At 66.9% G+C, this 21193-nt stretch carries 22 protein-coding genes; 12 read left to right on the top strand and 10 right to left on the bottom strand.

Features of this window, described 5'->3' with window-relative positions; all coding sequences use genetic code 11:
- Positions 1-35 precede the first annotated feature (35 nt).
- Positions 36-836 carry a helix-turn-helix transcriptional regulator gene (locus tag JOF47_RS15655; protein WP_210000068.1) on the bottom strand — a complete coding sequence of 267 codons (801 nt, stop codon included), beginning with the start codon at positions 834-836 and terminating at the stop codon, positions 36-38.
- Between the two features lie 145 nt (positions 837-981).
- Between JOF47_RS15655 and JOF47_RS15660 the strand changes: the two genes are divergently transcribed.
- On the top strand, positions 982-1392 hold the full coding sequence (locus JOF47_RS15660) for a helix-turn-helix domain-containing protein (RefSeq protein WP_210000071.1): 411 nt from the start codon (positions 982-984) through the stop codon (positions 1390-1392).
- A gap of 46 nt (positions 1393-1438) precedes the next feature.
- On the opposite strand, the gene JOF47_RS15665 is transcribed toward JOF47_RS15660, so the two are convergent.
- Positions 1439-1732, bottom strand: a complete 294-nt coding sequence (locus JOF47_RS15665) for a hypothetical protein (RefSeq protein WP_210001884.1) — start codon at positions 1730-1732, stop codon at positions 1439-1441.
- Positions 1733-1748: 16 nt separating this feature from the next.
- Here JOF47_RS15665 and JOF47_RS15670 point away from each other — a divergent pair, with 16 nt between their 5' ends.
- The 3 genes from JOF47_RS15670 (at position 1749) to JOF47_RS15680 (ending at position 3813) form a co-directional block, all read left to right on the top strand.
- Entirely contained in the window at positions 1749-2126 is a 378-nt protein-coding gene (locus JOF47_RS15670; RefSeq protein WP_342592810.1) for a GerMN domain-containing protein, read from the top strand.
- 68 nt (positions 2127-2194) lie between these two features.
- Positions 2195-3457 carry an aminotransferase-like domain-containing protein gene (locus tag JOF47_RS15675; RefSeq protein WP_210001758.1) on the top strand — a complete coding sequence of 421 codons (1263 nt, stop codon included), beginning with the start codon at positions 2195-2197 and terminating at the stop codon, positions 3455-3457.
- 59 nt (positions 3458-3516) lie between these two features.
- Positions 3517-3813 (top strand): DUF503 domain-containing protein, encoded by a 297-nt coding sequence (locus JOF47_RS15680; protein WP_210001760.1) that lies wholly within the window; start codon positions 3517-3519, stop codon positions 3811-3813.
- Between the two features lie 42 nt (positions 3814-3855).
- Here the strand turns inward: JOF47_RS15680 and JOF47_RS15685 are convergent, their stop codons facing one another.
- From JOF47_RS15685 to JOF47_RS15700, 4 genes are all read right to left on the bottom strand, one after another.
- The gene (locus JOF47_RS15685) at positions 3856-5319 is read right to left on the bottom strand and encodes an L-lactate permease (protein WP_210000073.1); all 1464 of its coding nucleotides are present in this window, start codon (positions 5317-5319) and stop codon (positions 3856-3858) included.
- A 222-nt stretch (positions 5320-5541) separates the two neighbouring features.
- Positions 5542-6012, bottom strand: a complete 471-nt coding sequence (locus tag JOF47_RS15690) for a DUF4383 domain-containing protein (RefSeq protein ID WP_210000076.1) — start codon at positions 6010-6012, stop codon at positions 5542-5544.
- A 128-nt stretch (positions 6013-6140) separates the two neighbouring features.
- Positions 6141-7445 (bottom strand): cytochrome P450, encoded by a 1305-nt coding sequence (locus JOF47_RS15695; protein WP_210000079.1) that lies wholly within the window; start codon positions 7443-7445, stop codon positions 6141-6143.
- 67 nt (positions 7446-7512) lie between these two features.
- On the bottom strand, positions 7513-9144 hold the full coding sequence (locus JOF47_RS15700) for an FAD-dependent oxidoreductase (RefSeq protein ID WP_210000082.1): 1632 nt from the start codon (positions 9142-9144) through the stop codon (positions 7513-7515).
- Between the two features lie 304 nt (positions 9145-9448).
- On the opposite strand from JOF47_RS15700, the gene JOF47_RS15705 reads away from it, so the two are divergent.
- Positions 9449-10054 carry a DUF1326 domain-containing protein gene (locus JOF47_RS15705; RefSeq protein ID WP_210000085.1) on the top strand — a complete coding sequence of 202 codons (606 nt, stop codon included), beginning with the start codon at positions 9449-9451 and terminating at the stop codon, positions 10052-10054.
- Positions 10008-10877, top strand: a complete 870-nt coding sequence (locus JOF47_RS15710) for a DUF2182 domain-containing protein (protein WP_245356393.1) — start codon at positions 10008-10010, stop codon at positions 10875-10877. Before JOF47_RS15705 ends, JOF47_RS15710 begins: the two co-directional genes overlap by 47 nt.
- 71 nt (positions 10878-10948) lie before the next feature.
- Here JOF47_RS15710 and JOF47_RS15715 read toward each other — a convergent pair whose 3' ends face one another.
- Positions 10949-11326 carry a winged helix-turn-helix transcriptional regulator gene (locus JOF47_RS15715; RefSeq protein ID WP_210000087.1) on the bottom strand — a complete coding sequence of 126 codons (378 nt, stop codon included), beginning with the start codon at positions 11324-11326 and terminating at the stop codon, positions 10949-10951.
- 109 nt (positions 11327-11435) lie between these two features.
- On the opposite strand from JOF47_RS15715, the gene JOF47_RS15720 reads away from it, so the two are divergent.
- Complete coding sequence (locus JOF47_RS15720; RefSeq protein ID WP_210000088.1) at positions 11436-12041, top strand: NAD(P)-dependent oxidoreductase; 606 nt, start codon at positions 11436-11438, stop codon at positions 12039-12041.
- Positions 12042-12127: 86 nt separating this feature from the next.
- Here JOF47_RS15720 and JOF47_RS15725 read toward each other — a convergent pair whose 3' ends face one another.
- On the bottom strand, positions 12128-13198 hold the full coding sequence (locus tag JOF47_RS15725; RefSeq protein ID WP_210001764.1) for an IS110 family RNA-guided transposase: 1071 nt from the start codon (positions 13196-13198) through the stop codon (positions 12128-12130).
- Between the two features lie 455 nt (positions 13199-13653).
- Between JOF47_RS15725 and JOF47_RS15730 the strand changes: the two genes are divergently transcribed.
- The 5 genes from JOF47_RS15730 (at position 13654) to JOF47_RS15750 (ending at position 19469) form a co-directional block, all read left to right on the top strand.
- A complete protein-coding gene (locus JOF47_RS15730; protein WP_210000090.1) occupies positions 13654-15357 on the top strand; it encodes an ABC transporter substrate-binding protein in 1704 nt (567 codons plus the stop codon).
- Between the two features lie 89 nt (positions 15358-15446).
- Entirely contained in the window at positions 15447-16388 is a 942-nt protein-coding gene (locus tag JOF47_RS15735; protein WP_245356394.1) for an ABC transporter permease, read from the top strand.
- The gene (locus tag JOF47_RS15740) at positions 16385-17287 is read left to right on the top strand and encodes an ABC transporter permease (RefSeq protein WP_210000097.1); all 903 of its coding nucleotides are present in this window, start codon (positions 16385-16387) and stop codon (positions 17285-17287) included. Before JOF47_RS15735 ends, JOF47_RS15740 begins: the two co-directional genes overlap by 4 nt.
- Complete coding sequence (locus tag JOF47_RS15745) at positions 17284-18945, top strand: dipeptide ABC transporter ATP-binding protein (protein ID WP_210000099.1); 1662 nt, start codon at positions 17284-17286, stop codon at positions 18943-18945. Before JOF47_RS15740 ends, JOF47_RS15745 begins: the two co-directional genes overlap by 4 nt.
- A 263-nt stretch (positions 18946-19208) precedes the next feature.
- Positions 19209-19469, top strand: a complete 261-nt coding sequence (locus JOF47_RS15750; RefSeq protein WP_210000102.1) for a hypothetical protein — start codon at positions 19209-19211, stop codon at positions 19467-19469.
- Between the two features lie 75 nt (positions 19470-19544).
- Here JOF47_RS15750 and JOF47_RS15755 read toward each other — a convergent pair whose 3' ends face one another.
- Positions 19545-20168, bottom strand: a complete 624-nt coding sequence (locus JOF47_RS15755) for a phosphoribosylanthranilate isomerase (protein WP_210000104.1) — start codon at positions 20166-20168, stop codon at positions 19545-19547.
- A gap of 115 nt (positions 20169-20283) precedes the next feature.
- Entirely contained in the window at positions 20284-21063 is a 780-nt protein-coding gene (locus tag JOF47_RS15760) for a hypothetical protein (RefSeq protein ID WP_210000107.1), read from the bottom strand.
- Between the last annotated feature and the right edge of the window lie 130 nt (positions 21064-21193).

The raw sequence follows: 21193 nt of genomic DNA on the forward strand, positions 1-21193 counted from the left end.
GCAAGCGACATACTCCGATGGATAAACCGGCGAGCCTAGGCCTCGAGAAGCTCCCCTTGGACGGCGCCCGGCGTCTGACCAACCTCTTTGCGGAATGCCGCCACAAAAGCGCTCACCGAAAGGTATCCGACTCGTCGGGCAACCTGTCCGACCGGAAGGCCATCAAGCAACAGGTTCATGGCGATGCGCAGCCTGGCCTGCAGGCGCCACTGGGCGAATGTCATGCCCGTTTCCCGGATAAAAAGGCGCGAGAGATTGCGCGGGCTGGCTCCCACGCGGAAACCCCACAGTTCGAGCGTGCAGTCCTCCGCAGGGTCGTCGAGGATGCCTCGGGCGACCGTGCGCAACCGGTCATCTTCCGGCAGCACAATGTCCACGACGCGCAGGTCGGTCGGGCGCAGCATGCGGAATGCTACGCTCTCGGTGTCCCGCCGCAGCGAAAGATCGTCGTCGTTGCGCTCAAAATGCAGAAGAAGTTCCTGCAGCACGGTCGGCATGGCAATCGCGGTGGGGCCGGTTCCCGGCGCGGCACCCAGTTGGGCATGGAAATAGGTGCAACGGAATTCCGCGCGGGGCCCGGCCAGAACCGCATGGTCCTCGCCCGCCGGCACGAACAGGCCGAGCCCCGGGGGAACCATGAATACGCCGTGGCCGGTTTCCACTGTCAGCACGCCCCGGCTCCCCCACAGCACCTCGTGAAAGTTCTGGTGCCAATGCGATTCCCAGGCTTGGCCGGAGGGCGTGGTGAAGAGGCTGGTGTGCACGCGATAGAAGCGCGGGCAGGAGCTATCGAAGCACGTCGCAGACGCATCGGTTGGTGCTTGACGCTCGGCCATGACGGCCAGGGGTGCAGATGCCATTGGGACCGCCAATTTAGGAAGGATAGCCTTGCGTTATTGATACTAACAGCAGCAGGGTTGCCTAATAATGTGTTGCGTGGTGTTCAAAGTTGCTGCTCCGTGCGACGGATACGATGGAAGCATGCCTTCTCCGACCACGTCTCTAGCCAAGGCCGCTTCGTTCCCCGCCTTGGAGCCGAAGCTCGCCACCAAGCTGGCAGCAGCCCTCGACGAATCCGCCGACACGACGATTTTCGTCAACGGCACTGCCCTGCAACTGCCGGACACGGCCCACACGGCACTCATCGAGGTCCTGCACAGGATGTCTCGCGGGGATGAGGTGAGCATCAGCACCGTCGAGTCCCTGCTCAATACGTCCCAGGCGGCCCACATGGCAGGCATCTCGCCGAGCTACCTGCGCAAGCTCACCGATTCCGGAGTCATCCCGGTTGAGTACCGCGGCACGCACCGACGCATCCGCCCCGCGGCGATCGAGGCGTGGCTGGAAACCCGCGAACATCCCCAGGACGGCAACGTGGAAAACGTGGAATAGGCCAAAACGCAACTTTTCCGCGCTTCACTCCGCAGGCCCGGAATCCCTACCGTGGGCACAAGTGTCCGCGAATCCCGACCCAGGAGGTCAACGTGTTTCTCCACCACAGGTCCGCGCGCCATGCGACGGTTTTGCTCGCCGGTTTGCTCGGCTTGGCCTTGAGCGGCTGCGCGCCCGCAGAGCCTCCGGTGCCGGGGAGCACCTCCGCCATCCAGTCCCCGAGCGACACCGCCATCGCGAGTCCGGCACCGACCGTGAGCGCAAGCGCTTCCAGCCCAGTAGCATCGTCGAGCCCCTCCAGCCCGTCGGCATCGCCCAGCACCACGACGGCGAAGCTCACGGTGTTCTACGTGGAGGTGGATGACCCAGAGGGGGCCTCGGGACCGACGATCGGCTGCGGGGACACCCTGGTGGCCACCGAGACCGGCCCGGTCGCATTCACCAACAAGGTCGAGGCGGCAATGAACGCCCTGCTGAAGGACAACGCCGCGACCCACGGGGAGTCGGGACTCAAGAACGCCGTGGCCGCATCCGACCTGCGCTACAAGTCCTCCTCAGTGAAGGGCGACCAGGTCACGGTCAACCTCACGGGAACCGTGATGTCGGGCGGCACCTGCGATGACCCGCGCATCATCGAGCAGCTGAAATACACGGCAAAGGTCGCCGCGGGCGTGGGCAGCGCGAGGATCCTGGTCAATGGATCGAACATTGAAGAATTGCTGAGCCAAAAATAGAAAACTGTTGACTCACAGACAACAAATGTTGATAGGGTGCGGGTGTGAAGTCACAACTTGAAGCAGACATGAGCGGCGAATCCGAGCTGGCGCTTGCACGCGCCGAGTCCCTTTCACGCCATGAGACGTTGTTCTCCGAACGCGCCTCCCACATCAAGCAGTCGGCAGTGCGAGACGTCTTTGAACTCTCGCTCGACCCGACGCTTGTCTCGCTGGCCGGCGGCAACCCATACCTGCAATCGCTGCCGCTGGCCAAGCTCGGCGAGATGGCCAACCGGCTGATCGTCGAAGAGGGCATGAGCGCCCTCCAGTACGGCAGCGGCCAGGGCACCGAGGAATTGCGCGCGCAGATCTGCGAGGTGATGGCGGAGGAAGGCATCACCGACGCGCACCCCGACAACATCGTGATCACCACCGGGTCCCAGTCCGCCCAGGACGTCGCCTGCAAGGTGTTCTGCAACCCGGGCGACACCGTGCTCTGCGAGGACCCCACCTATGTGGGTGCGCTGAACACCTTCGAGGCCTACCAGGCCAAGGTCGAGCCGATCGCCACCGACGAACACGGGCTGATCCCCTCGGCCCTGACCGAGCGCATCGCGGAACTGCGCCAGGCCGGCGCCAACATCAAGTTCCTCTACACGATCCCCAACTTCAACAACCCCTCCGGCATCACGCTGGCCGCCGAACGCCGCCAGGAAATCGTGGACATCTGCGCCGCCGAGAACATCCTGGTGCTGGAGGACAACCCCTACGGCATGCTGCGCTACTCCGGCGAGCCCATCAAGCCGCTGCGGGCAGGCAACCCGAACCACGTGATCTACATGGGCTCGTTCTCCAAGATCCTGGCCCCCGGCCTGCGCATCGGCTGGGCACTGGTTCCGGAGCACCTTTTCCGCCGCTTCTACCTTGCGGCCGAAGCCGTCTCGCTCTGCCCCGCAACGCTGAACCAGATGCTGATCAGCGAATACCTCAAGGGCCACGACTGGCGCGGACAGATCGACGAGTACCGCGCGCTCTACTCGGCACGCTGCGAGGCGATGCTTGAGGCGCTCGATGAGCACATGCCGGAGGGTGTCCAGTACACCCGCCCGGAGGGCGGCTTCTTCATCTGGGTGACGCTGCCGGAGGGAATCGACACCTACTCGCTGCTGGCCAAGGGCATCGAGGCCGGAGTGGTGTTCATCCCGGGTGCCGCCTTCAGCCCGCACGACGCACCGAGCCACCGGCTGCGCCTTGCCTTCAGCGCCGTGCCCGAGGAAAAGATCCGCGAGGGCGTCAGGCGCTTGGCGCCGGTGCTCGAACGAGCCATCGCCGAGAACGACGCGCGCTAGGAACGGCCCACAGCCCGGTCCGCGCAGCAATGCTACGGCGTATGACGCATGCTGTATCCATGTGGTTTGGATGGATCGAGTTCGACCTGTTGCTGGGCGAGGTTCACTCGCTCAAGGGCAAGCGCTCCGTCGTGCGCCCGATCATGGCCGAGATCAAGCGCCGGTTCGAGGTTTCCGTTGCGGAGACCGGAGAGTTGGAGCTGCACCGGCGCGCCGGGGTGGCAGCGGGACTTGTCGCTGCCGACGCCGCGCACGTGATCGAGGTGCTCGACGGCATCGAGCGGCTGGTCGCGGCGCGACCGGACGTGGAATTGCTCAATGCCCGGCGTCGGCTGCATTCCTCCGAGGACGAATAGCCGCTCCAGTACACGGCCGGGGGCCTGTCTGCCGGCCGTGGGCTAATGGATCACCCAGGTGACCACGCCCAGCAGGGTGCACACGCACGCCAGCAGCGCGGCGATCTTCGGGGCGACCCACGCGGTGACCTCCTGCTCTCCGGGGTGTTCGGCGTCCGGATCCGAGTCCCGTCCCGGGTCCAGCGCGGCCATTTCGTAGGCCAGCAGGATCCGCGAGGGGGCCAGCATGGTCGCCATGGATGCGGCCACGTTGGAGGCCGCCACCAGCTGCAGCACCGAGGATCCCATGGCCAGCGCCGCCTGCGCCTGGGTGGCGGCCAGCATCGAGTTCGCCCCGGTGTTGGAGCCGGAGATGAAGCCCGCGAACCCGCCGGCGATGGGCCCCAGCACCAGGTAGGCGGGGCCCATCGCGGCAAGGGTCGAGCCCAGTTCCTGCCCCATGCCCGAAAGCGCCAGGATTGCGCCGAGCACCGTGAAGGCGCCGGTGGTCACCCCGACGGGGATCCACGAACGGTAGGCAGCATGCATCCGGCTTCCCAGGGGACGTGCATTGGTTCCCCGTTCCGGGGCGAGGTGGTGCGCGACCAGGCAGGCAATCAGCAGCCACACTCCTCCGCTGGCCAGTGCCCGCTTGGACAGCGAAGCGTCCATTCCCATGGTGGCAAGCCTGGCCAGCAAGAGGCCGGCGGTGAGCACGCCGTAGGGCAGCAACGAGCGCAGCACCTGCGGCCCGGCCGGAACCAGGCTGCCGGCGATCTTGAAGGCAGCCAGGTGCACCAGAATCACCACCAGCGAGCCGACGATTCCGGCCGGGGGCGTGCCCATGAGCAGGTTCGCGGCAAGGATTCCGCAGTTGAGCAGCAGCGCGGCGGCAACCAGGTGGGCCAGCAGGCGGCCGGGGCGTTCGGCCCCGCGGCGCAGCACCAGCCAACAGGTGAGTGCCGAACCCAGCATGACGGGCGGGCTCAGCAGCGCGGAGCGGACACCCATGTCTTGCAGGCTCAGGCCGGCCAGGTCCGCGGCCACCAGCGTGCCCGGGCCCAGTGCTCCCCACGGAACCGCCACCAGGCCCAGCAGGCTGAGGACCGCGGCGCGCCGCACGTCGTGGCCCAGCCGCAGCAGCAACGGGACACCCACCGTCACACCGATCCCGAACCCTGTCACGGATTCTGCGAAGGGCACCAGCCCGAACACCACCAGCACCGTGCCGGCCTGCGGGTGCGAGGCGCTGCGACCCAGCCAACCGGAGATGCTGGCCATGGCACCGGTCTCCGTGGTGATGCGGGAGAGCAGCACGCCGCCAAAGAGGATCAGCAGCACCTCGATGATGGTCGGCCCGAAGAGCACCCCCGCGTCCAGCCACTTTCCGGGGCCGGCGGGGAAGAACACCAGGGCCACGGCCAGCCCCGTGGCCAGGGACCAGAGCGCCATGTTGACGGCCTTCGCCCGGGCAAGGAACAGTGCCATGGCCACCACGATGGGCAGGGCGGCTGCGATGGCCAACATGTCTTGGTTACCCCTTTGGATTGCTCGTGGCGGTTCTAAGAAGCACGCCCTCCGGGCTGATTCCTTCGAGGCCGAGACTACCCGTGCAGCTGGATTCTGGCCGATTCCGGGGCTGCCGTCGGCTTCACATCCATGACACGGGGCCCGAAACCCGTCGGCCTGTTTGATGGAGGTGAACAGATCGGCGGATTCCGGGCCCCTGGTTCGGGGTGGAGTGATCTCCTAGGCCATGCGGCGGGCGGGGGCCGTGCTCCTGCCCAGGATCAGCCCGAGTGCTGCCATGCCCACGCCGAGGGCAAAGTGCAGCACGTTGTCCGCGGAGTTGACGGGGACGAAGTTGGCGGCACTGGCCTGGTCGATGAAAACTCCGTAGAACCCGAGAACCAGGTAGATCACGCCTCCGATGACCAGGAAACGCTTGGCCGCCACCGCGCTGCGCCAGAGCGTCAGTCCTGCGATCCCGAAGACCAGGTGCACGATGTTGTGCAGCACCGAGACCTGGAAGATCCCCAGCAGCATGGAGCCGGAGTGGTGTCCGGCCATGCCGAGGTGCTCCGTGTTGCTGGTGATTCCCGGAATGAATCCCAGGATGCCGACCAGCAGGAAAACCGCGCCCACGACCAGCGCCGCGTATTGCACGAGGCTGTGGCGGGTCGGTGTGTGATGGGCCGAGCTGGCATGTGCCGTAGCCATGGTTGACTCCTTGAATCCCTTGGTTGTCCAACGCCGGTTGCGTTGCAGACACAGGGTATTCGGAGTGCCGCGCCCCACGGATTGGGCGCCGGGAACAAAACTTTCCGGGGCGGGCGCCGCTCCACCGCCTACGGGCGGATGCCGTCGATGTCCATCTCCAGGTGCAGCGGGCCGCGCAGGATCGGGCTGATCCGGTACGGCGGCGGGTCGGTGACAAGCCGCGGGTTCTGCAGCCGCCTGGCCATCTCGGTGAGCGCGACCTGGGCCTCCAACCGGGCAAGGGGTGCACCGAAGCACATGTGGATGCCGCCGCCGAAGCCGAGGTGCTCGTTGTTTTCCCGCTCCGGCACAAAGTTGTCCGGGTCGGAAACATGGCCGGGGTCGCGGTTGCCGGCACCCAGGACCAGCGTGATGGCGGATCCCTCGGGGATGGTGGTGCCGGCGACCTCGATGTCGGCGAGCGCCGTGCGGAAGGGCACGAAGTGCACCGGGGGTTCGTAGCGCAGCAGTTCCTCAACCATCGGAATGGCAAGGTCCGGATCGTCGCGCAGCCGCTGGAGCACCTCGGGGTGGCGCAGCAGGGTCAGCGCGCCGTTGGAGATCAGGTTGACCGTGGTCTCGTGGCCCGCGATGAGCAGCAGCAGCCCGACGCTGACCAGTTCCTCGGTGGTCATCCGGCCTTCGGGGCCGTCGTCGGTGGCCATGGCGGAGAGCATGTCGGTGCCGGGGTTTTCCTGGTGCGCAGCGACGAGCTCGCTCATGAAGGCGTTCAGTTCCTTGCCCGCCTCCTCGCCGCGCGCCTTCTGCGTTTCGGGGTCCAGGCTGGGGTCCGTGGATTGCAGTGCCATGTCCACCCACACACGGAAGCGGGCTTTGTCTTCGTCGGGGACCCCCAGCAGCTCGCAGATCACCGACACGGGGAACGGGTAGGCCAGGTCCTCGACGAAGTCGATCCGCTCCTTTCCCTCCATGGCGTCGATCAAATCGGTGACCAGCTGCAGCATCTTGGGTTCCAGGTCCGCGATTCGCCGCGGCGAATTCGGCGGCCCGAAATGCCGCATGGCCAGACGCCTCATGCGGTCATGGTCGGGCGGATCCATCAGCAGGAAGGTCTTGGACATCGGCCGCCCGCCTTCCCCTTCCACTTCCCCGTCCCCCTCGGCTTCTGCTGCAGCCGCGGCTTCGATGCTCTCCTCGGCGCCGCGCACCCCGGCCGCTTCGGCCGCCATCGCCAACGCGTGGGGGTTGTTGGACAGGTCCGAGCTGACCCTTGGGTCGTGCAACAGCGAGACGATTTCCGCGTAGGTGCTCACCAGATAGGCGCCGTCCGGCAACTGGCTCACCGGCGTCTTGCGCATCTCCTGATACAGCGGATAGGGGTTGGGCCTGTGGGAGTAGTCGAGGACCTGGTCCCAGATGCTTGACTCGGTCATGATGCTGGCTCCTTGGTTCGTGCGGAGGATTGGCGGGCACCGGCCCTCAACGGCCGGCAGGGGGAAGTTAGCGCAGTGGCGTGCGATTCAGCGTGGCGCGGCGCTCGCCCGGGTCGTGTCCGGTCACCACGACCGTCGCGTCCTGGGTGGGGCTGGCCATTGCCTGGAACCCGGCGGGGACCGGGTCCGCGTGCGTGGGTTCGTCAACGAGGGCGAGCGGCGGCGGGAAGGGGGCGGCGCGCTCGATCAGCGGTTCGTAGAATTCCACCCACTTGTTCTGGTTGAAGGCCACGGCCGCGACGATGCGGCCCTTGTAGCCGTAGACCGCCAGAAACCGGCGCTGGGCCACGGAACCCTGGGTGATGACAACCTCGTCCGCGACCGACGGCACGCCCACGCTCTTGATTTCGTGGCCGAACTGGACAGACCAGAACTTCGGGACGGCCAGGTGCGGCCAACGCCCCGCCTGTCCGTTGACCATGTTGTGCGCGGCCACCTCCGCCTGGGTGACGACGTTGCCCCAGTGCTCGATGGCCAGGAATTGGTAGCCGAACATCGGCTGCGGGGCCCGGGCCACGTCGCCTGCAACGAAGATGTCGTCGGTGACAAGCCCGTTCGCGTCGATGACGCGGCAGCCGGCGTCGCAGGCAACGCCCCAGGGGCCGCAGGCCAGCCCGGAGTCCTCCAGCCAGTCGACGTTGCGGATCACGCCGAGGGCCGCAACTGCGACGTCGACCTCGAGGGTCGTGCCGTCGGACAGTCGGACTCTGCACAGCTGCCCGGATGCGTCCCCTTCCAGGGCCGTGACCCGGACCCCGCAGCGCAGGTCGACGCCGTTCTCCTTCTGGATCTCCCCGGCGATTGCCCCGACCACCCCGCCCAGCGCGGCCCCGAGCGGGGCCGGCCCGGCCTCGGCGACCGTCACGTCCAGGCCTAGCTCGACGCATACGGAGGCGATCTCAGATCCGATGAACCCGGCGCCGATGACCAGCACCCGCCGGGGGCGGGCCGCCAGCAGCTCCTGCAGCCGGGCGCCGTCCTCGCGGGTGCGCAGGGTCAGCACGCCCTTCAGCGCCGCTTCCTCCGGGTTCGGCCAGGGCCTGGCCCGCACCCCCGTACTGATCAGCAGCTTGTCGAAGTCGAGTGCCGTGCCGTCGGCAAGACGCACCTGCTTGCCTTGCAGGTCCAGCCCCGTGGCGGCGACTCCCAGCTTCCAGTCCGCGTCGATCTCGCGCTGCCGGGGCAGGTCCGTGTGCTCAGGGGCAACCACCCCGGCCGGGACCTGCTTGGACAGCGGCGGCCTGTCGTAGGGCTCGTGAGGCTCGTCGCCAACCAGGGTCAAGGATCCCGAGAACCCCTCCTCACGCAGTTTCTCGGCCGCACGCAGTCCGGCCAGCGAGGCGCCGACGATGACGATCCGTCCGGTCTGCATGAAGGCGTCCTGGCTGCCGTCGCCGGAACCCTCTTCCTCCGGCGGTTCGCCGGGCACGGGCGGAACGGCGGCCCTATCCACCCTGTCCAGCTTGATGGCCTGGACCGGGCACGCGGCGGCGGCGCGCAGCACGCGCCGGCGCTGTTCCTCGGACGGGTTCGGGTCATAGACCAGTGCCTCGTCGCCCTGGATGGAAAAGACATCCGGCGCGAGGAAGGCGCATTGTGCGTAGCCTTGGCATTTGGTGAGGTCGACGACTAGTCGCATATCGAACTCTTTCCTTGCTCCGACCCTGGGGCATCATTTTGAGTCTAGGCCTGGCACCGGGGCAGGGAAAGGGCGGTAGCTGGCAGTACCGTGTGAGAGCCTTGCAGCAGTCGCAGGGGCTCCATCCGTGTGACCCGCGAGCCGATGAAAATCATGGGAACAGTCCCGGAGCGAGGGCGGTAACGGACGGGTCCATCGACCCCGCGAAATCGATCCGATCCGGTCGCCTTCCCTGTATTGACCGGCCTTCCTGGTGGGCGCAAACTTAAGGCGAGCCTGGGGGAAGATCCGGAAGGAGCCCACCATGGGCTGGCATATTGAAGGCACATACTTCGAAAACTGCAATTGCGATTCCATCTGTCCCTGCGCGACCTCGGGGCTGACCGCACCGGCCGACTACGAACGCTGCCAGGTTGAGTTGGCGTTCCACGTCGACACCGGGGAGATCAACGGCATCCAAGTCGGCGGGCTTACGGTTTGCCTGATCGGCGACGCCCCGCAGCAGATGAGTGACGGTGGCTGGAAGATCGGCGTCCTGATGGACGCGGCAGCCTCCCCCGAGCAGGCCGAGGCCCTCGGCTCCGTGTTCGGAGGCCAAGCCGGCGGTCCGATGGCGGGCTTGGCCCCGCTGATCGGCGAGATGGTCGGCATGGAGTCCCACGAGATCAACTATTCCGACGACGGACGCCGCCACCGGATCCAGGTGGGTGACGCGGTCAACGTCGACGTCGAGGACTTCGTTTCCCCGCTCGATCCCACGGAGCTGGGGGTCCGGGTCAGCGGCATCGGATTCCCCGCGGACACCCTGGCCGCCGGCACCGGCACCACCGCCACCGTCGATGTCTTCGGAATGGAATGGGACAATGCCGGCAAGAACTCCTTCTCGGCACCCTTCGCCTGGGCAGCCTGACGCGGCCGGGCGCACCGCCCTGGCGGTCATGCCCCTTCCGGGGCTGCTCGTTTTGCTGGCGTGCGCCCTGGTTGCCTGGTATTTCACCATCCTGGCCGCAGCCCGCATGCCCGTTGGCCCGGGCACGATGGGTTTGGGCCTGTTCGGGTACCTGGTCGGCTGGGAACTGATGATGTCGGCGATGATGTTGCCGGCGCTGGCGCCCCTCTTGGGCGTGTATCTCAGGTCCCTCCGGTCGGTGCCCAACGGATGGATCAGGACGGCCCGCACCGTGGCCCTCGTCGCCGGCTATCTGGCGGTCTGGGCGTTGTTCGGCATTCTGGCCTACGGTGCCGCGGCACTCGGCGGGACCTTGGCCGCGCGGGCACCGGCGGCCGCGCCGTGGGTGGGCGCCGTCCTGCTGGCAGCGGCCGGGGCCTACCAGCTCACGCCGCTGAAGAATTTCTGCCTCCGGCACTGCAGGTCCCCCGTGACGTTGCTTTTGCATGTATCGGGTTACAAGGGTCCGTTGCGCGACGTGCGGACAGGCATCTACCACGGGGCGTACTGCACCGGGTGTTGCTGGGGCCTGATGCTCGTGCTGATCGTCGTCGGCACCATGAACCTGGCGTGGATGGCCGTCATTGCGGCGGTGGTCCTTTTGGAAAAGACCTGGCGGCACGGGGTCGCCTTCAGCCGCGTCGTCGGCGTCTGCGTGATCGTCTTCGCCCTCGTCGCTCCGTTCTTCCCCGAGCTGTTGCCGGGGCTGCACCTCGGCCCTGTCATGGACCCGGATATGGATCCCGGCATGACTCCCGACATGGACCCCGGAATCGATATGTAGCAGCGGGCCTGGCGCATCAACGAAGCATCCCGGCCGCTTTCAGGGAACGGGCGAGTGTCCGTGCGAAGGGTCTAGGCGTCGTTGCGCTCGTCGTAGTCGTCACGGGCCTGCAGGATCAGGGAGGCGTGGTCCTGCGACCATGCCCTAATGACCTCCAGCGGGCCGAGCACCGTGTGGCCCAGCTCGGTGAGCTCGTACTCCACGCGCGGCGGGACCTCGGGGTAGATCGTGCGGTTCAACAATCCGTCACGTTCTAGGGAGCGCAGCGTCTGGGTGAGAACCTTGGGGGTGACGCCGCCGATGTCGTTGCGTAAGTGGGAGAATCGGCGCGGCCCGTCCTTCAGGGCCAGGAACACCAGCGGCGTCCACTTGTCACCGAGCCGCTGCATGATGACCCGCGACGGGCAGCCGAGGGTCATCACGTCGAAATCCTGGGCCTCAGTATCCATTCGGTAACCCTATTACTTTGAGGTACTCGGTATCAAATAGATACTATTGAGACACTTACCCGGTGAGGGCCGCCCAGAACCCGCACCAACAAACCGAAGGGAACGCATCATGAAATTTGCCGTCTACGGAGCAACCGGCATGGTTGGCAGCCAGATCGTTGCCGAAGCATTGACCCGCGGCCACCAGGTCACGGCCGTTTCGCACTCGGGCAAGACCGTCGAGGGAACAACCAGCGCCGCGGCCGACCTGACGGACATCTCGGCATACCGCAAGCTCGCCGCAGAGAACGACGTCGTGGTCCTGTCGATCCCGCCATCGCGCACGGGCGAGGACCACCAGGCATTCATCGACGCCCACGAGGAAATCTCCGAGACCCTCGTCCCGGCACGCCTCTTTGTTGTCGGCGGAGCCGGCGCCACCGAGATCGACGGCGTCCGCCTGGTCGACACCCCGGGCTTCCCCGAGGCCTACATGCCCGAGGCCCGCACCATGGGCACCGTCCTGGACTTCTACACCTCGGCCTCCGGCCTGGACTGGACCATGCTGGCACCGGCACCGGAAATCGCACCGGGACCGGCCACCGGCTCGATTGTCCTGGGCAACGATTCGCCGGCCGGCGAGCGCGTGAGCACCGGTGACTTCGCCGTGGCCGCCCTTGACGAGATCGAGGACCCGAAGCACCTGCACCGCCGATTCACGGTGGCCAGCGCCTAACCAGGGCGCAGCTCCGCTGCGTGTGCCGCACCCCCGAACGCGGGCGCGGCACACGCACGTTGACTCTTCTATGTCTGTCAACCGTCTTACTGGACCTTTTGCGCCTCAGCTGCAGCATTCAAGATCCTGAACACACGACGGGCCAAATAGCGCTTCACGCAGCGGCGGATCTCCCTGTCGCTTTTGCCCTCGGCGCGACGCTTCTCGACGTAGTCACAGGTCTCAGCGTCGTGGGTCATCCTGGTGAGCGCAGCTAGGTGAAGAGCGCTGTTGAGCCTTCTGTCGCCACCCCGGTTCAACCGATGCCGCACCGTGTTACCCGAGGACGCGGGGATGGGATTCACGCCCGCCAGACAGGCAAAAGCAGCTTCGCTACGGACCCGACCCTCATGCGACCACGCCACCAAACACTTCGCTGCGGTCACCGCCCGGAAGCCCTTGACCTCAAGTAAAGGGGCCGCCTCGCTGGCCCGCACCAGCTCATCCAGCTTCTGTTCGTTGGACTGCAGCGCCTCCGCCAAGTCCAGGATGTGTTTTGCCAGCCGGACCGCCTCGGCCCGGGCGATACTCAACGCCAGCTCTTCGTCACGTTCACGCCACCGAGAGATTTCCCCTATCTGAGAGGTTGTGAGCTTCTTGCGGGCATCGATATCGATGTCGTTGCTGCGTACCACGGCGTTCAGGGCGTTGACCGCACGGGTGCGGTCCTTGGACATGGATTCACGGGCCGTGGACAAGATCCGCAAGCCCTGGCGGATCCCCTCGTTCAGGCGGGGACGACGCAGTTTCTCCACCGGCAAAGGCAGCACGGCCATGGCCATCCGGTGGGCATCCAGGGCGTCGGTTTTGCCGACTCCGCGACGGCTCTTTGCATCCATGCGGGGAGCCTCGGCAACAGCGAATCCCTGAGCGGCCACGGTGCCGGCAAGGACCGCGCCGTAGGACGCAGCGCCTTCGATCACCCAGAGGGCGTCTGCGTCGGCGTTGGTACGACGTGCCACCCATTTGATGGCCCGGTTGATGCCGACTGCGGTGCTCGGGAATGACTGCGTATCCAGGAGTGCCCCGTTGGCGGCATCGAGGATGGCATAGACGTGGTTGCGGGCGTGCGTGTCGACACCCACGACAAAGGGGTGAGAATGCGCGACGATAGACATGGCGGTCACCGTACTTTTCCTCTTGTGATGGACTTGGTTGGTGGCCGTGAAAGGCCGGTACCGGTCCGGGTAGGAATCACTACGGAACAGAACTGTGATGGGTCACGCCCGTAAGGGTGGACAATCTTCTAATGAAGCTACCGTGGTGGGCCGGACGGGTACCGGCCGACCCACCCCTGTTGGACGGACAGGTCAAGCGAAGGACACCTGAGGGTCAGTCATTTAATGAGTCACATCCACGGGGAAGAACAGCCGGTACCTATCCTGCCAGCCAGTCCCAGACCAGCTGGATCGAGTCTCACAGCATTTAACCGCCCCTCGAACGCACGCCGGCGACTATGACCTCGCACACAGAGCCTGCCCCGCCCCCAACGACTGTTCTATGGTGGATTCGGTGTGCGCACATCGGAGTGCGCATCCTCGCTCGACATCATCTGCATGCAGGAAGTTGTTCCATGACCCACGCCCGCACCCTGGCACCCCGCGTTCTCACCACGAGCGCCATGGTCGCCGCCGCCCTTGTCCTGGCAGGCTGCACCTCCACCCCCGCCCCAGCCCCGGGAGCCGGCAACGACGCCGGAACCCCGGTAACCGGCGGCACCCTGGTCTACGCCTCCGGCGACGCCGAGCCCAGCTGCCTGGACCCCCATGTGGGCGGCAACTACCCGCAGGCCCTCGTCTCCTCCCAGTACCTTGAGACGCTCTACACCAAGGACGCCAAGGGCGAATTGGTCCCGTGGCTGGCCACCGGCTCCACCGTTTCCGACGACGGCCTCACGCGCACCGTGAAAATCCGCGAAGGCATCAAGTTCACCGACGGCACTGCGCTTGACGCCGCCGCCGTGAAGGCCAACTTCGAACACCTGCGCGACCCGAAGACCGCTTCCTCCACCGGCTACCTGGCCCTGGGCAAGATCAAGACCATGAAGGCGGTCGACGCCTCGACCCTGGAGCTGAAGCTCTCGACGCCGGACAACGCGCTGCTCGAGTCCTTCTCCATGCCGTGGGTTGCCATCGAGTCCCCCACCGCGCTGAAGCGCTCCCAGGAAGAAAACTGCGCCGCCCCGGTGGGCACCGGCCCGTTCAAGGTCGAATCCTGGAAGAAGCAGGACTCGGTGAACCTGGTCCGCAACGCCGACTACGTCCAGCCGACCGACTCCCCGAGCCACGCTGGCGCGGCCTACCTGGACGGCATCACCTGGCGCTTCATCCCGGAGGCGGCAACCCGCTACGCGGCCCTGCAGGCCGGCGAGGTCAACATCATCGACAACGCGCAGCCGGACACCATTGCCGCCGCCGCGAAGAACGAGGCCATCAAGCACCTCGACGCACCGCGCCCCGGCGCCTCCAACCGCATCGAGCTGAACTCCTCCAAGGCGCCGTTTGACGACGTGCGCGTGCGCGAGGCCTTCATCCATGCGGTGAACGTGAATGCGGGTGTCGATTCGCTCTTCTTCGGCACTGCCAAGCGCTCCTACTCCCCGCTCTCCAGCGTCGAGCCGCTGGGCTTCAGCGAGGAATCGCTCTTTGCCTACGACCCGGCCAAGGCGGGCCAGCTGCTGGATGCCGCCGGCTACACCCAGCGCGATGCCGAGGGTTACCGGACCAAGGACGGCAAGCGCCTGTCCCTGGTCTTCCCGGTGAGCACCAGCCAGTCGATCCCCGCCGAACAGTCGCTCTTCCAGCAGCTGCAGGCGACCGCCAAGGAATCGGGCATCGAGGTCAAGATCAACCTGCTGGACCTGTCCAGCTGGTACGGCGAGTTGTTCCAGCACAAGTACAACCTGGTCTCGGCCCCGTACACCAAGGTGGGCCCGAGCGTGCTGAGCATCCTCTTCCACTCGGATTCCACGATCCCCGCCCCGTCGGGCTACTTCGCGAACCTGTCCCAGGTGAAGAACCCGGAACTGGACAAGCTGCTGGAAACCGCGGGTTCCACCAAGGACGAGGCAGAGCGCAAGGACCTGTACGCCAAGGCGCAGAAGCTGGTGCTGGAGGGCTACTACCTGCTGCCGTTGTACGATCAGCAGAACCACTTCCTGTACTCGGCCAAGACCCAGGGCGTGGGAACCACCACCTACTCGGCCAAGACCCAGGGCGTGGGAACCACCACCGCGGTTGCCTCGCCGACGTTCTTCGACACCTGGCTGGGCAAGTAACCATCCCCGTCTAGGCACCCCGCATCAGCAACCGCACCACCAGCGAACGAAGATCCCGCCCACCGATGAAGCACCCTCCGCGACCCGGCATGCGACTTGGGAAAGTCGCCTACTGGACGCTGGGCAAAATCGGCGGCGGGATCTTTGTGCTGTGGGCCGTTGCCACGGCGATCTTCTTCGGGATCCGGATGATTCCTGGCGATCCGGCCGAGGCGATCATGGGCGGCCCCGGTTCACAGGCCTCGGCCGAGGCGCTGGCCGCGGCGCGCGCCGAATACAGGCTTGACCAGCCGCTGTTGGCCCAATACTTCGGCCAGCTGTGGCGGCTGGCCACCGGCGACCTCGGCACCTCCTATTCGCTGAAGGTCCCCGTGGCCGAGGTGCTCGGCGAACTGGTGCCGCCCACGCTCACCCTGGCGGTGCTGTCCCTGCTGGTGGCCTGGGTGCTGGCACTTGCCGTGGCCACCGCATCCATCCGCAGCGGCGCCGTGGGACGCGCGCTGGCCTCCGGGCTGGAAATCGTCTCCGCCGCGGTCCCACACTTTTGGCTGGCCAGCGTGCTCATCCTGCTCTTTTCCACTTCGCTGGGCTGGCTGCCGCCGGTGAGCACGCAAACCCCCGCCGGGCTGGTGCTGCCCGTGGCCACCCTGGCACTTCCGCTGGCTGGGTTCCTGGGCCAAGTCATGCGCGATTCGATGCTCGATGCCCACATCTCCTCCTTTGCTCTCTCCGCGCGGGCGCGCGGCGAGAGCGAGAACGGGGTGCTGCTGCGCCATGCCCTGCGCCACGCTGCGCTGCCCGGCATCGCGCTCTCCGGCTGGGCGTTCGGTTCCCTGCTCTCCGGCGCGGTGGTGGTCGAGTCGATCTTTGCCCGCCCGGGACTGGGCCGCAGCCTGCTCTCCGCCGTGACCGCGCGCGACATCCCGATGGTCACCGGCGTCGCGCTGCTTTCGGCAGCCGCCTACGTGGTGATCATGGCGTTCTCCGACATCGCCGAACGCCTCGCCGACCCCCGGGTGCGTGCGGCATGAGCCTGGCCAAACACGAACTGCCGCACGAGCTGCCAGCCGGCGACCCGGTGCTCGCCGGGCACAGCGCGAATCCGCGGGCCCTCGGCGGTTCGCACGCGTGGGCCACCCGGCTGCAGCTGGCCTTCCCGGTGCTGGTGCTCGGCTTCTTTGTGCTCGCCGCCATCGTTCCTTCCTGGCTGGCCCCCTTCGACCCGCTGGCCATCAACCCCGCCGACGCGTTTTCTCCCCCGGGCCCCGGACACCTGCTGGGCACCGACGAGTCGGGGCGCGACATCTATTCGCGCATCATCTACGGCTCGCGGCCCTCGCTGCTGATCGGCGCCGCTGCAACGGCCATCGGGCTGGGCCTGGCGCTGGTCCTGGGCACGGTTGCCGGCTTCGGCGGCCGCTGGCTGGACGCCGGGGTCGGGCGCATCCTCGAGGTGCTCTTCGCGCTGCCCGGGCTGCTGCTGGCCCTCGTGTTCATCGCCCTGGCTGGGCCAGGCGTGGGCACCACCGTCATCGCCGTCGGGCTGACCACTGCGCCCGGGTACGCGCGGCTGATCCGCGGCCAGCTGGTCGCGCTGCGCAACTCGCCCATGGTGGAGGCCGCCACGGTGCTGGGACGCAGCCGCGCAGGGATCCTCACCACGCACCTGCTGCCCAATGCGCTGGCCCCGATCGCGGTGCTCGGCACGCTGGGCCTGGGCCAGGCCGTTCTCTGGGCCGCCTCGCTGAGCTTCCTGGGCCTCGGAGCCCCGCCGCCGGCACCCGAATGGGGCGCGATGCTCTCCGCCGGGCGCACCTACCTGTCCCTGGCGTGGTGGATGACGTTCTTCCCCGGCCTGGCCATCGTGCTGGTCGCCGCGGCCGCCACGGTGCTCTCGCGCCTGCTGAACAAGGGCGGCGGCAAGCGATGAGCGAAGAACCCTTGCCCCTGATCGAGGTGCGCAACCTCAACGTCTCCTTCGGCACCAACCACGTGGTTCGCGACGTGTCCTTCTCCCTGCAGCCCGGGGCCTGCCTGGCGCTGGTCGGGGAATCCGGTTCCGGAAAATCCGTCACGGCGCGCTCGCTGATCGGGCTGGCCGGTCCCCGCTCGACGGTGCGGGCCGAGACCATGTCGCTGGCCGGCCGCGACGTCCGAGCACTGGGCCAACGTGCGTGGCGCAGGCTGCGCGGCAAGGACGTCGGATTCATCCTGCAGGACGCGCTGACCTCCCTGGACCCGCTGCGCAAGATCGGCCGGGAAATCGACGATGCACTGCGCCTGCACATCGGCGGTTCCCCCGCCCAACGCGCCGCGCGCGTCATGGAGCTGCTGGAAGCCGTGGGGCTCGATGACCCGGCGTTGCGGGCCGGACAGCTCTCCGGGGAACTGTCCGGGGGCATGCGCCAGCGCGCTCTGATAGCCTCCGCCATCGCCCTGGACCCGGCGCTGCTCATCGCCGACGAGCCCACCACCGCCCTTGACGCAACGATCGCCGCTCAGGTGCTGGACCTGCTGGGCCAGTTGCGCCAACAGGGTTCGGCCATGCTCATGATCAGCCACGACCTGGCCGCGGTGTCCCGGGTGGCCGACGCGATCGCCGTCATGCAGTCCGGGCGCATCGTGGAAACCGGTCCCGCCGAACAGGTCCTCGGCGACCCACAACACGAATACACCAAGCGCCTGCTGCGCGCGGTGCCGGCCGGCAAGCCGCGCCACACCCGGCTCTCCCCCGCCGTCGAGCCACCGGAATGCATCGCGGCGCCCGCAAGCATCAAGGCACCGGCGGAACCGGGGACCGACCAAAGGCCCGCACCGGTGCTCACCGCTCGGTCGCTGTCCAAGGCATTCCGGACCCCGGGCCGTGAGGACTTCACGGCGGTGTCGGATGTCGAGTTCGAGCTGCTGCCGGGGCAAACCCTCGGCGTGGTCGGCGAATCCGGGTCGGGCAAGACCACCACGGCGCGCATGGTGCTGGGGCTGTTGGCCCCGGAGCGCGGGTCGGTCGAGCTCTTCGGCGAACCGTGGAGCGCCCTGCGCGAATCGGAGCGCCGGGCAACGCGTCCCAAGCTCGGGGCCATCTACCAGGACCCGCTCTCCTCCTTCGACCCGCGCATGAGCGTGGAACGGCTGCTGGCCGATGCACTCAGCGCCGGGGCGACACGCAACCCGCGGGCCTACCGGGCGCGCATCGACGGGTTGCTCGGGTTGGTGGGGCTTGAGACCTCGCTGGCATCCCGGAACCCCGCAACGCTCTCCGGCGGGCAGCGACAGCGGCTGGCCATCGCCCGGGCGTTGGCCCCGGAGCCGCGCGTGCTCATCTGCGACGAGCCGGTTTCCGCGCTGGATGTCTCCATCCAGGCACAGGTACTTGACCTGCTCGATGACCTGCAACGGAAGCTGGGGCTCAGCTACCTGTTCATCTCCCACGACCTGGCCGTGATCAGGCACATGAGCGATCGCGTGCTGGTCATGCGGGGCGGTGCCATCGTGGAATCCGGGCCCGTCGAGTCGGTGTTCAACAACCCGCAGCACCCCTACACCCGGGCGCTGCTCAGCGCCTCGCCGAGGATCTTCGCCGGCGAATGAGCCGGATGCGAACCTGAATTGCTGCGGGGCGAAAATGCGCCCGAATGCCGGCGGCAACCGCTCTCGCACGGTCGATGCAATCCACGACCCTGACGGCTACGAACATCAATAAACAGAGGCATAAAAACTTTAGCCAAGCCGCCCGATCCGGGAGCAAACTGTCGGATCGTGGCGAGATGCTTTAAGCAAAACCCGGACCCGCCAAACCGGCCCGCAAACCGATCCCAACCCCCATAAGCCGCAGGACCTCAAAGGACCCCGAAATGCGCACCCAAGTAGCCGCCGAAACCCTATCCATCGGCAGCGTAACCGCCACCATCACCGACCGCACCCCGGCAGGCGCCCCGGTTGCCACGCATTTTGTGGTCATGGTCCCCACCACGGTCTTGCCGGCCGACCGGCTGGGATGGGCCATGTGGCACCTGCGCCGATTCCTTGAGGACCACGCCCCGGCGGTTGTCCCGGCAGTGGTCCACTACGAGGTCAAGTCGTTCACCGCCGCCGTCTCGTTCATCTTCAGTTAGCCCGCTCCCAACCAAGTCCCTCGGCCCTCGCATCGGCGGGGGCCTTTCGCTGTCCCGTCGCGAGGACGTGGCGGATCATTCGGCCGAACGCGCCGCCCGGATGAAGTCGGCGATCAGCCCGTTGTCCTTGACGCCGCGGCTTGATTCGACGCCGCTTGAGACATCAACGCCGCTCGGGTTGAGGGTCTTGACCAGTCCCGCGACATTGCCCGGGTTGAGCCCGCCGGCCAAGAGCCACATGCCCGCAGGCGGTTCGGCCAGCACGTTCGTGGCGTCAAAAGTGACACCAGCCCCCGGCTCCACGGCGTCGATCAGGATGCGTTCCGCGTCCCACAGCAGACGTTCCGCTTCCGGCAGGGCCTCGAATGCGTCCACGGAGAAGGCCCGCAGTGTCTTGAAACCCGCGTCCCGCAGCGCCCGGATGTCGGCGAGCGGCTCGTCCCCGTGCAGCTGCACGGTGCTCACGGCCGCGCTCGTCGCGATGTCCATGACCTCGGCCAGCGGTTGGTTCCGGAAGACGCCGACGGTCTCAACGTCCGCGGGAACGGCCTGACCCAAGGAGGCGGCCAGTTCCGCGTCAACGGTGCGCGGGCTGCCCGGCGCAAAGACGAACCCCACGGCGTCGGCCCCGGCCGCCACGGCAGCGGCGACCGACTCGGGGGTGCTCAACCCGCAGATCTTGATGTACAGCTGTGGCATTGGTGTTCTTCCCCGTCGCGAGTCCTTGGTTACCCTATCCATGGTATCCAGTGGCGACGGGTCCGAGGCCCCGCGGATGGCTCCGTGGCCGGCACCCGGCCTTGCGGTGCGGCCGCTACTCCTGCGGCACCGCCTTGACGCTGAGCATAAGTGCCACCATGTTCCGGTACCCGGTTGTGTCCATCATCTTGATGGCGTCTCCGAGGCTGACGTCCTGCGCCGTGAACCCCAGGCTCTTGGGGAAGCCGTTGGTGGTTTCCAGCATCGCGGCAACGCCCTTGCGCGGGCGGAAATAGGCAAGCTGCGGAAATTCGTCGCGTTCGGCGGCCAGGACCGCATCGTCCACCATGAGGGCCGCGGTCCGGTAGTTGTCCCTGGTGGGAGTGTTTGCCAACGAGTGTTCGAAGAGAACCACGGTGGGAGTCGACATGTTGGAGTCCAGCTCGATCGTTTCAAGCCGTGTCCGCACGTAGGTGGCGTCCCCGTCGTTGTCCTCGGCCGAGTCGGCACTGAACTCGGCGATTTCGATGCCGTCCGCGTCCAGAACGTTCCACTTGGCATACGGGTTCTTCCTGGGGTCCCCCGCAGGTTCACACCCTTGGCACTCTTTTTTGGCAACGACCTTCCACTCGGCCGGGTACTTGAAACCCACGCCGAAAGTTTCAAACGATTTCCAGTCGGAGGTGTCGACCTGCGGCGCTTGGGTAAGGAAGGGCGTCGGGGAGCCGACCGCGGCGGCCGGCACTTGCTGTCCGGTCCCGTCCGGGACGGCTCCGGGTGCGGGCGAGACCGCGCAGCCGGCCACAAGGGCCATCGCCGCGGCCACACCGAGCCATGCAACAAGGGGCTTGCGGCGCATGGGAAAGCGGACCGGGCGTTCGTTTGCGACGGGCATAGACGTTCTCCTCGAGCAAGAGGGCCTTGGTGAAAACCTGCTTGCCACAAATCTGCCCGATCCGCTCCTTAAAACCAATAGACCGGGTCCAACTGCCCTGTTTCCAGGGTGTTGGACTCGGTCTCTTGGA

Source organism: Paeniglutamicibacter kerguelensis (assembly GCF_017876535.1).
Classification (GTDB): Bacteria; Actinomycetota; Actinomycetes; order Actinomycetales; family Micrococcaceae; genus Paeniglutamicibacter; species Paeniglutamicibacter kerguelensis.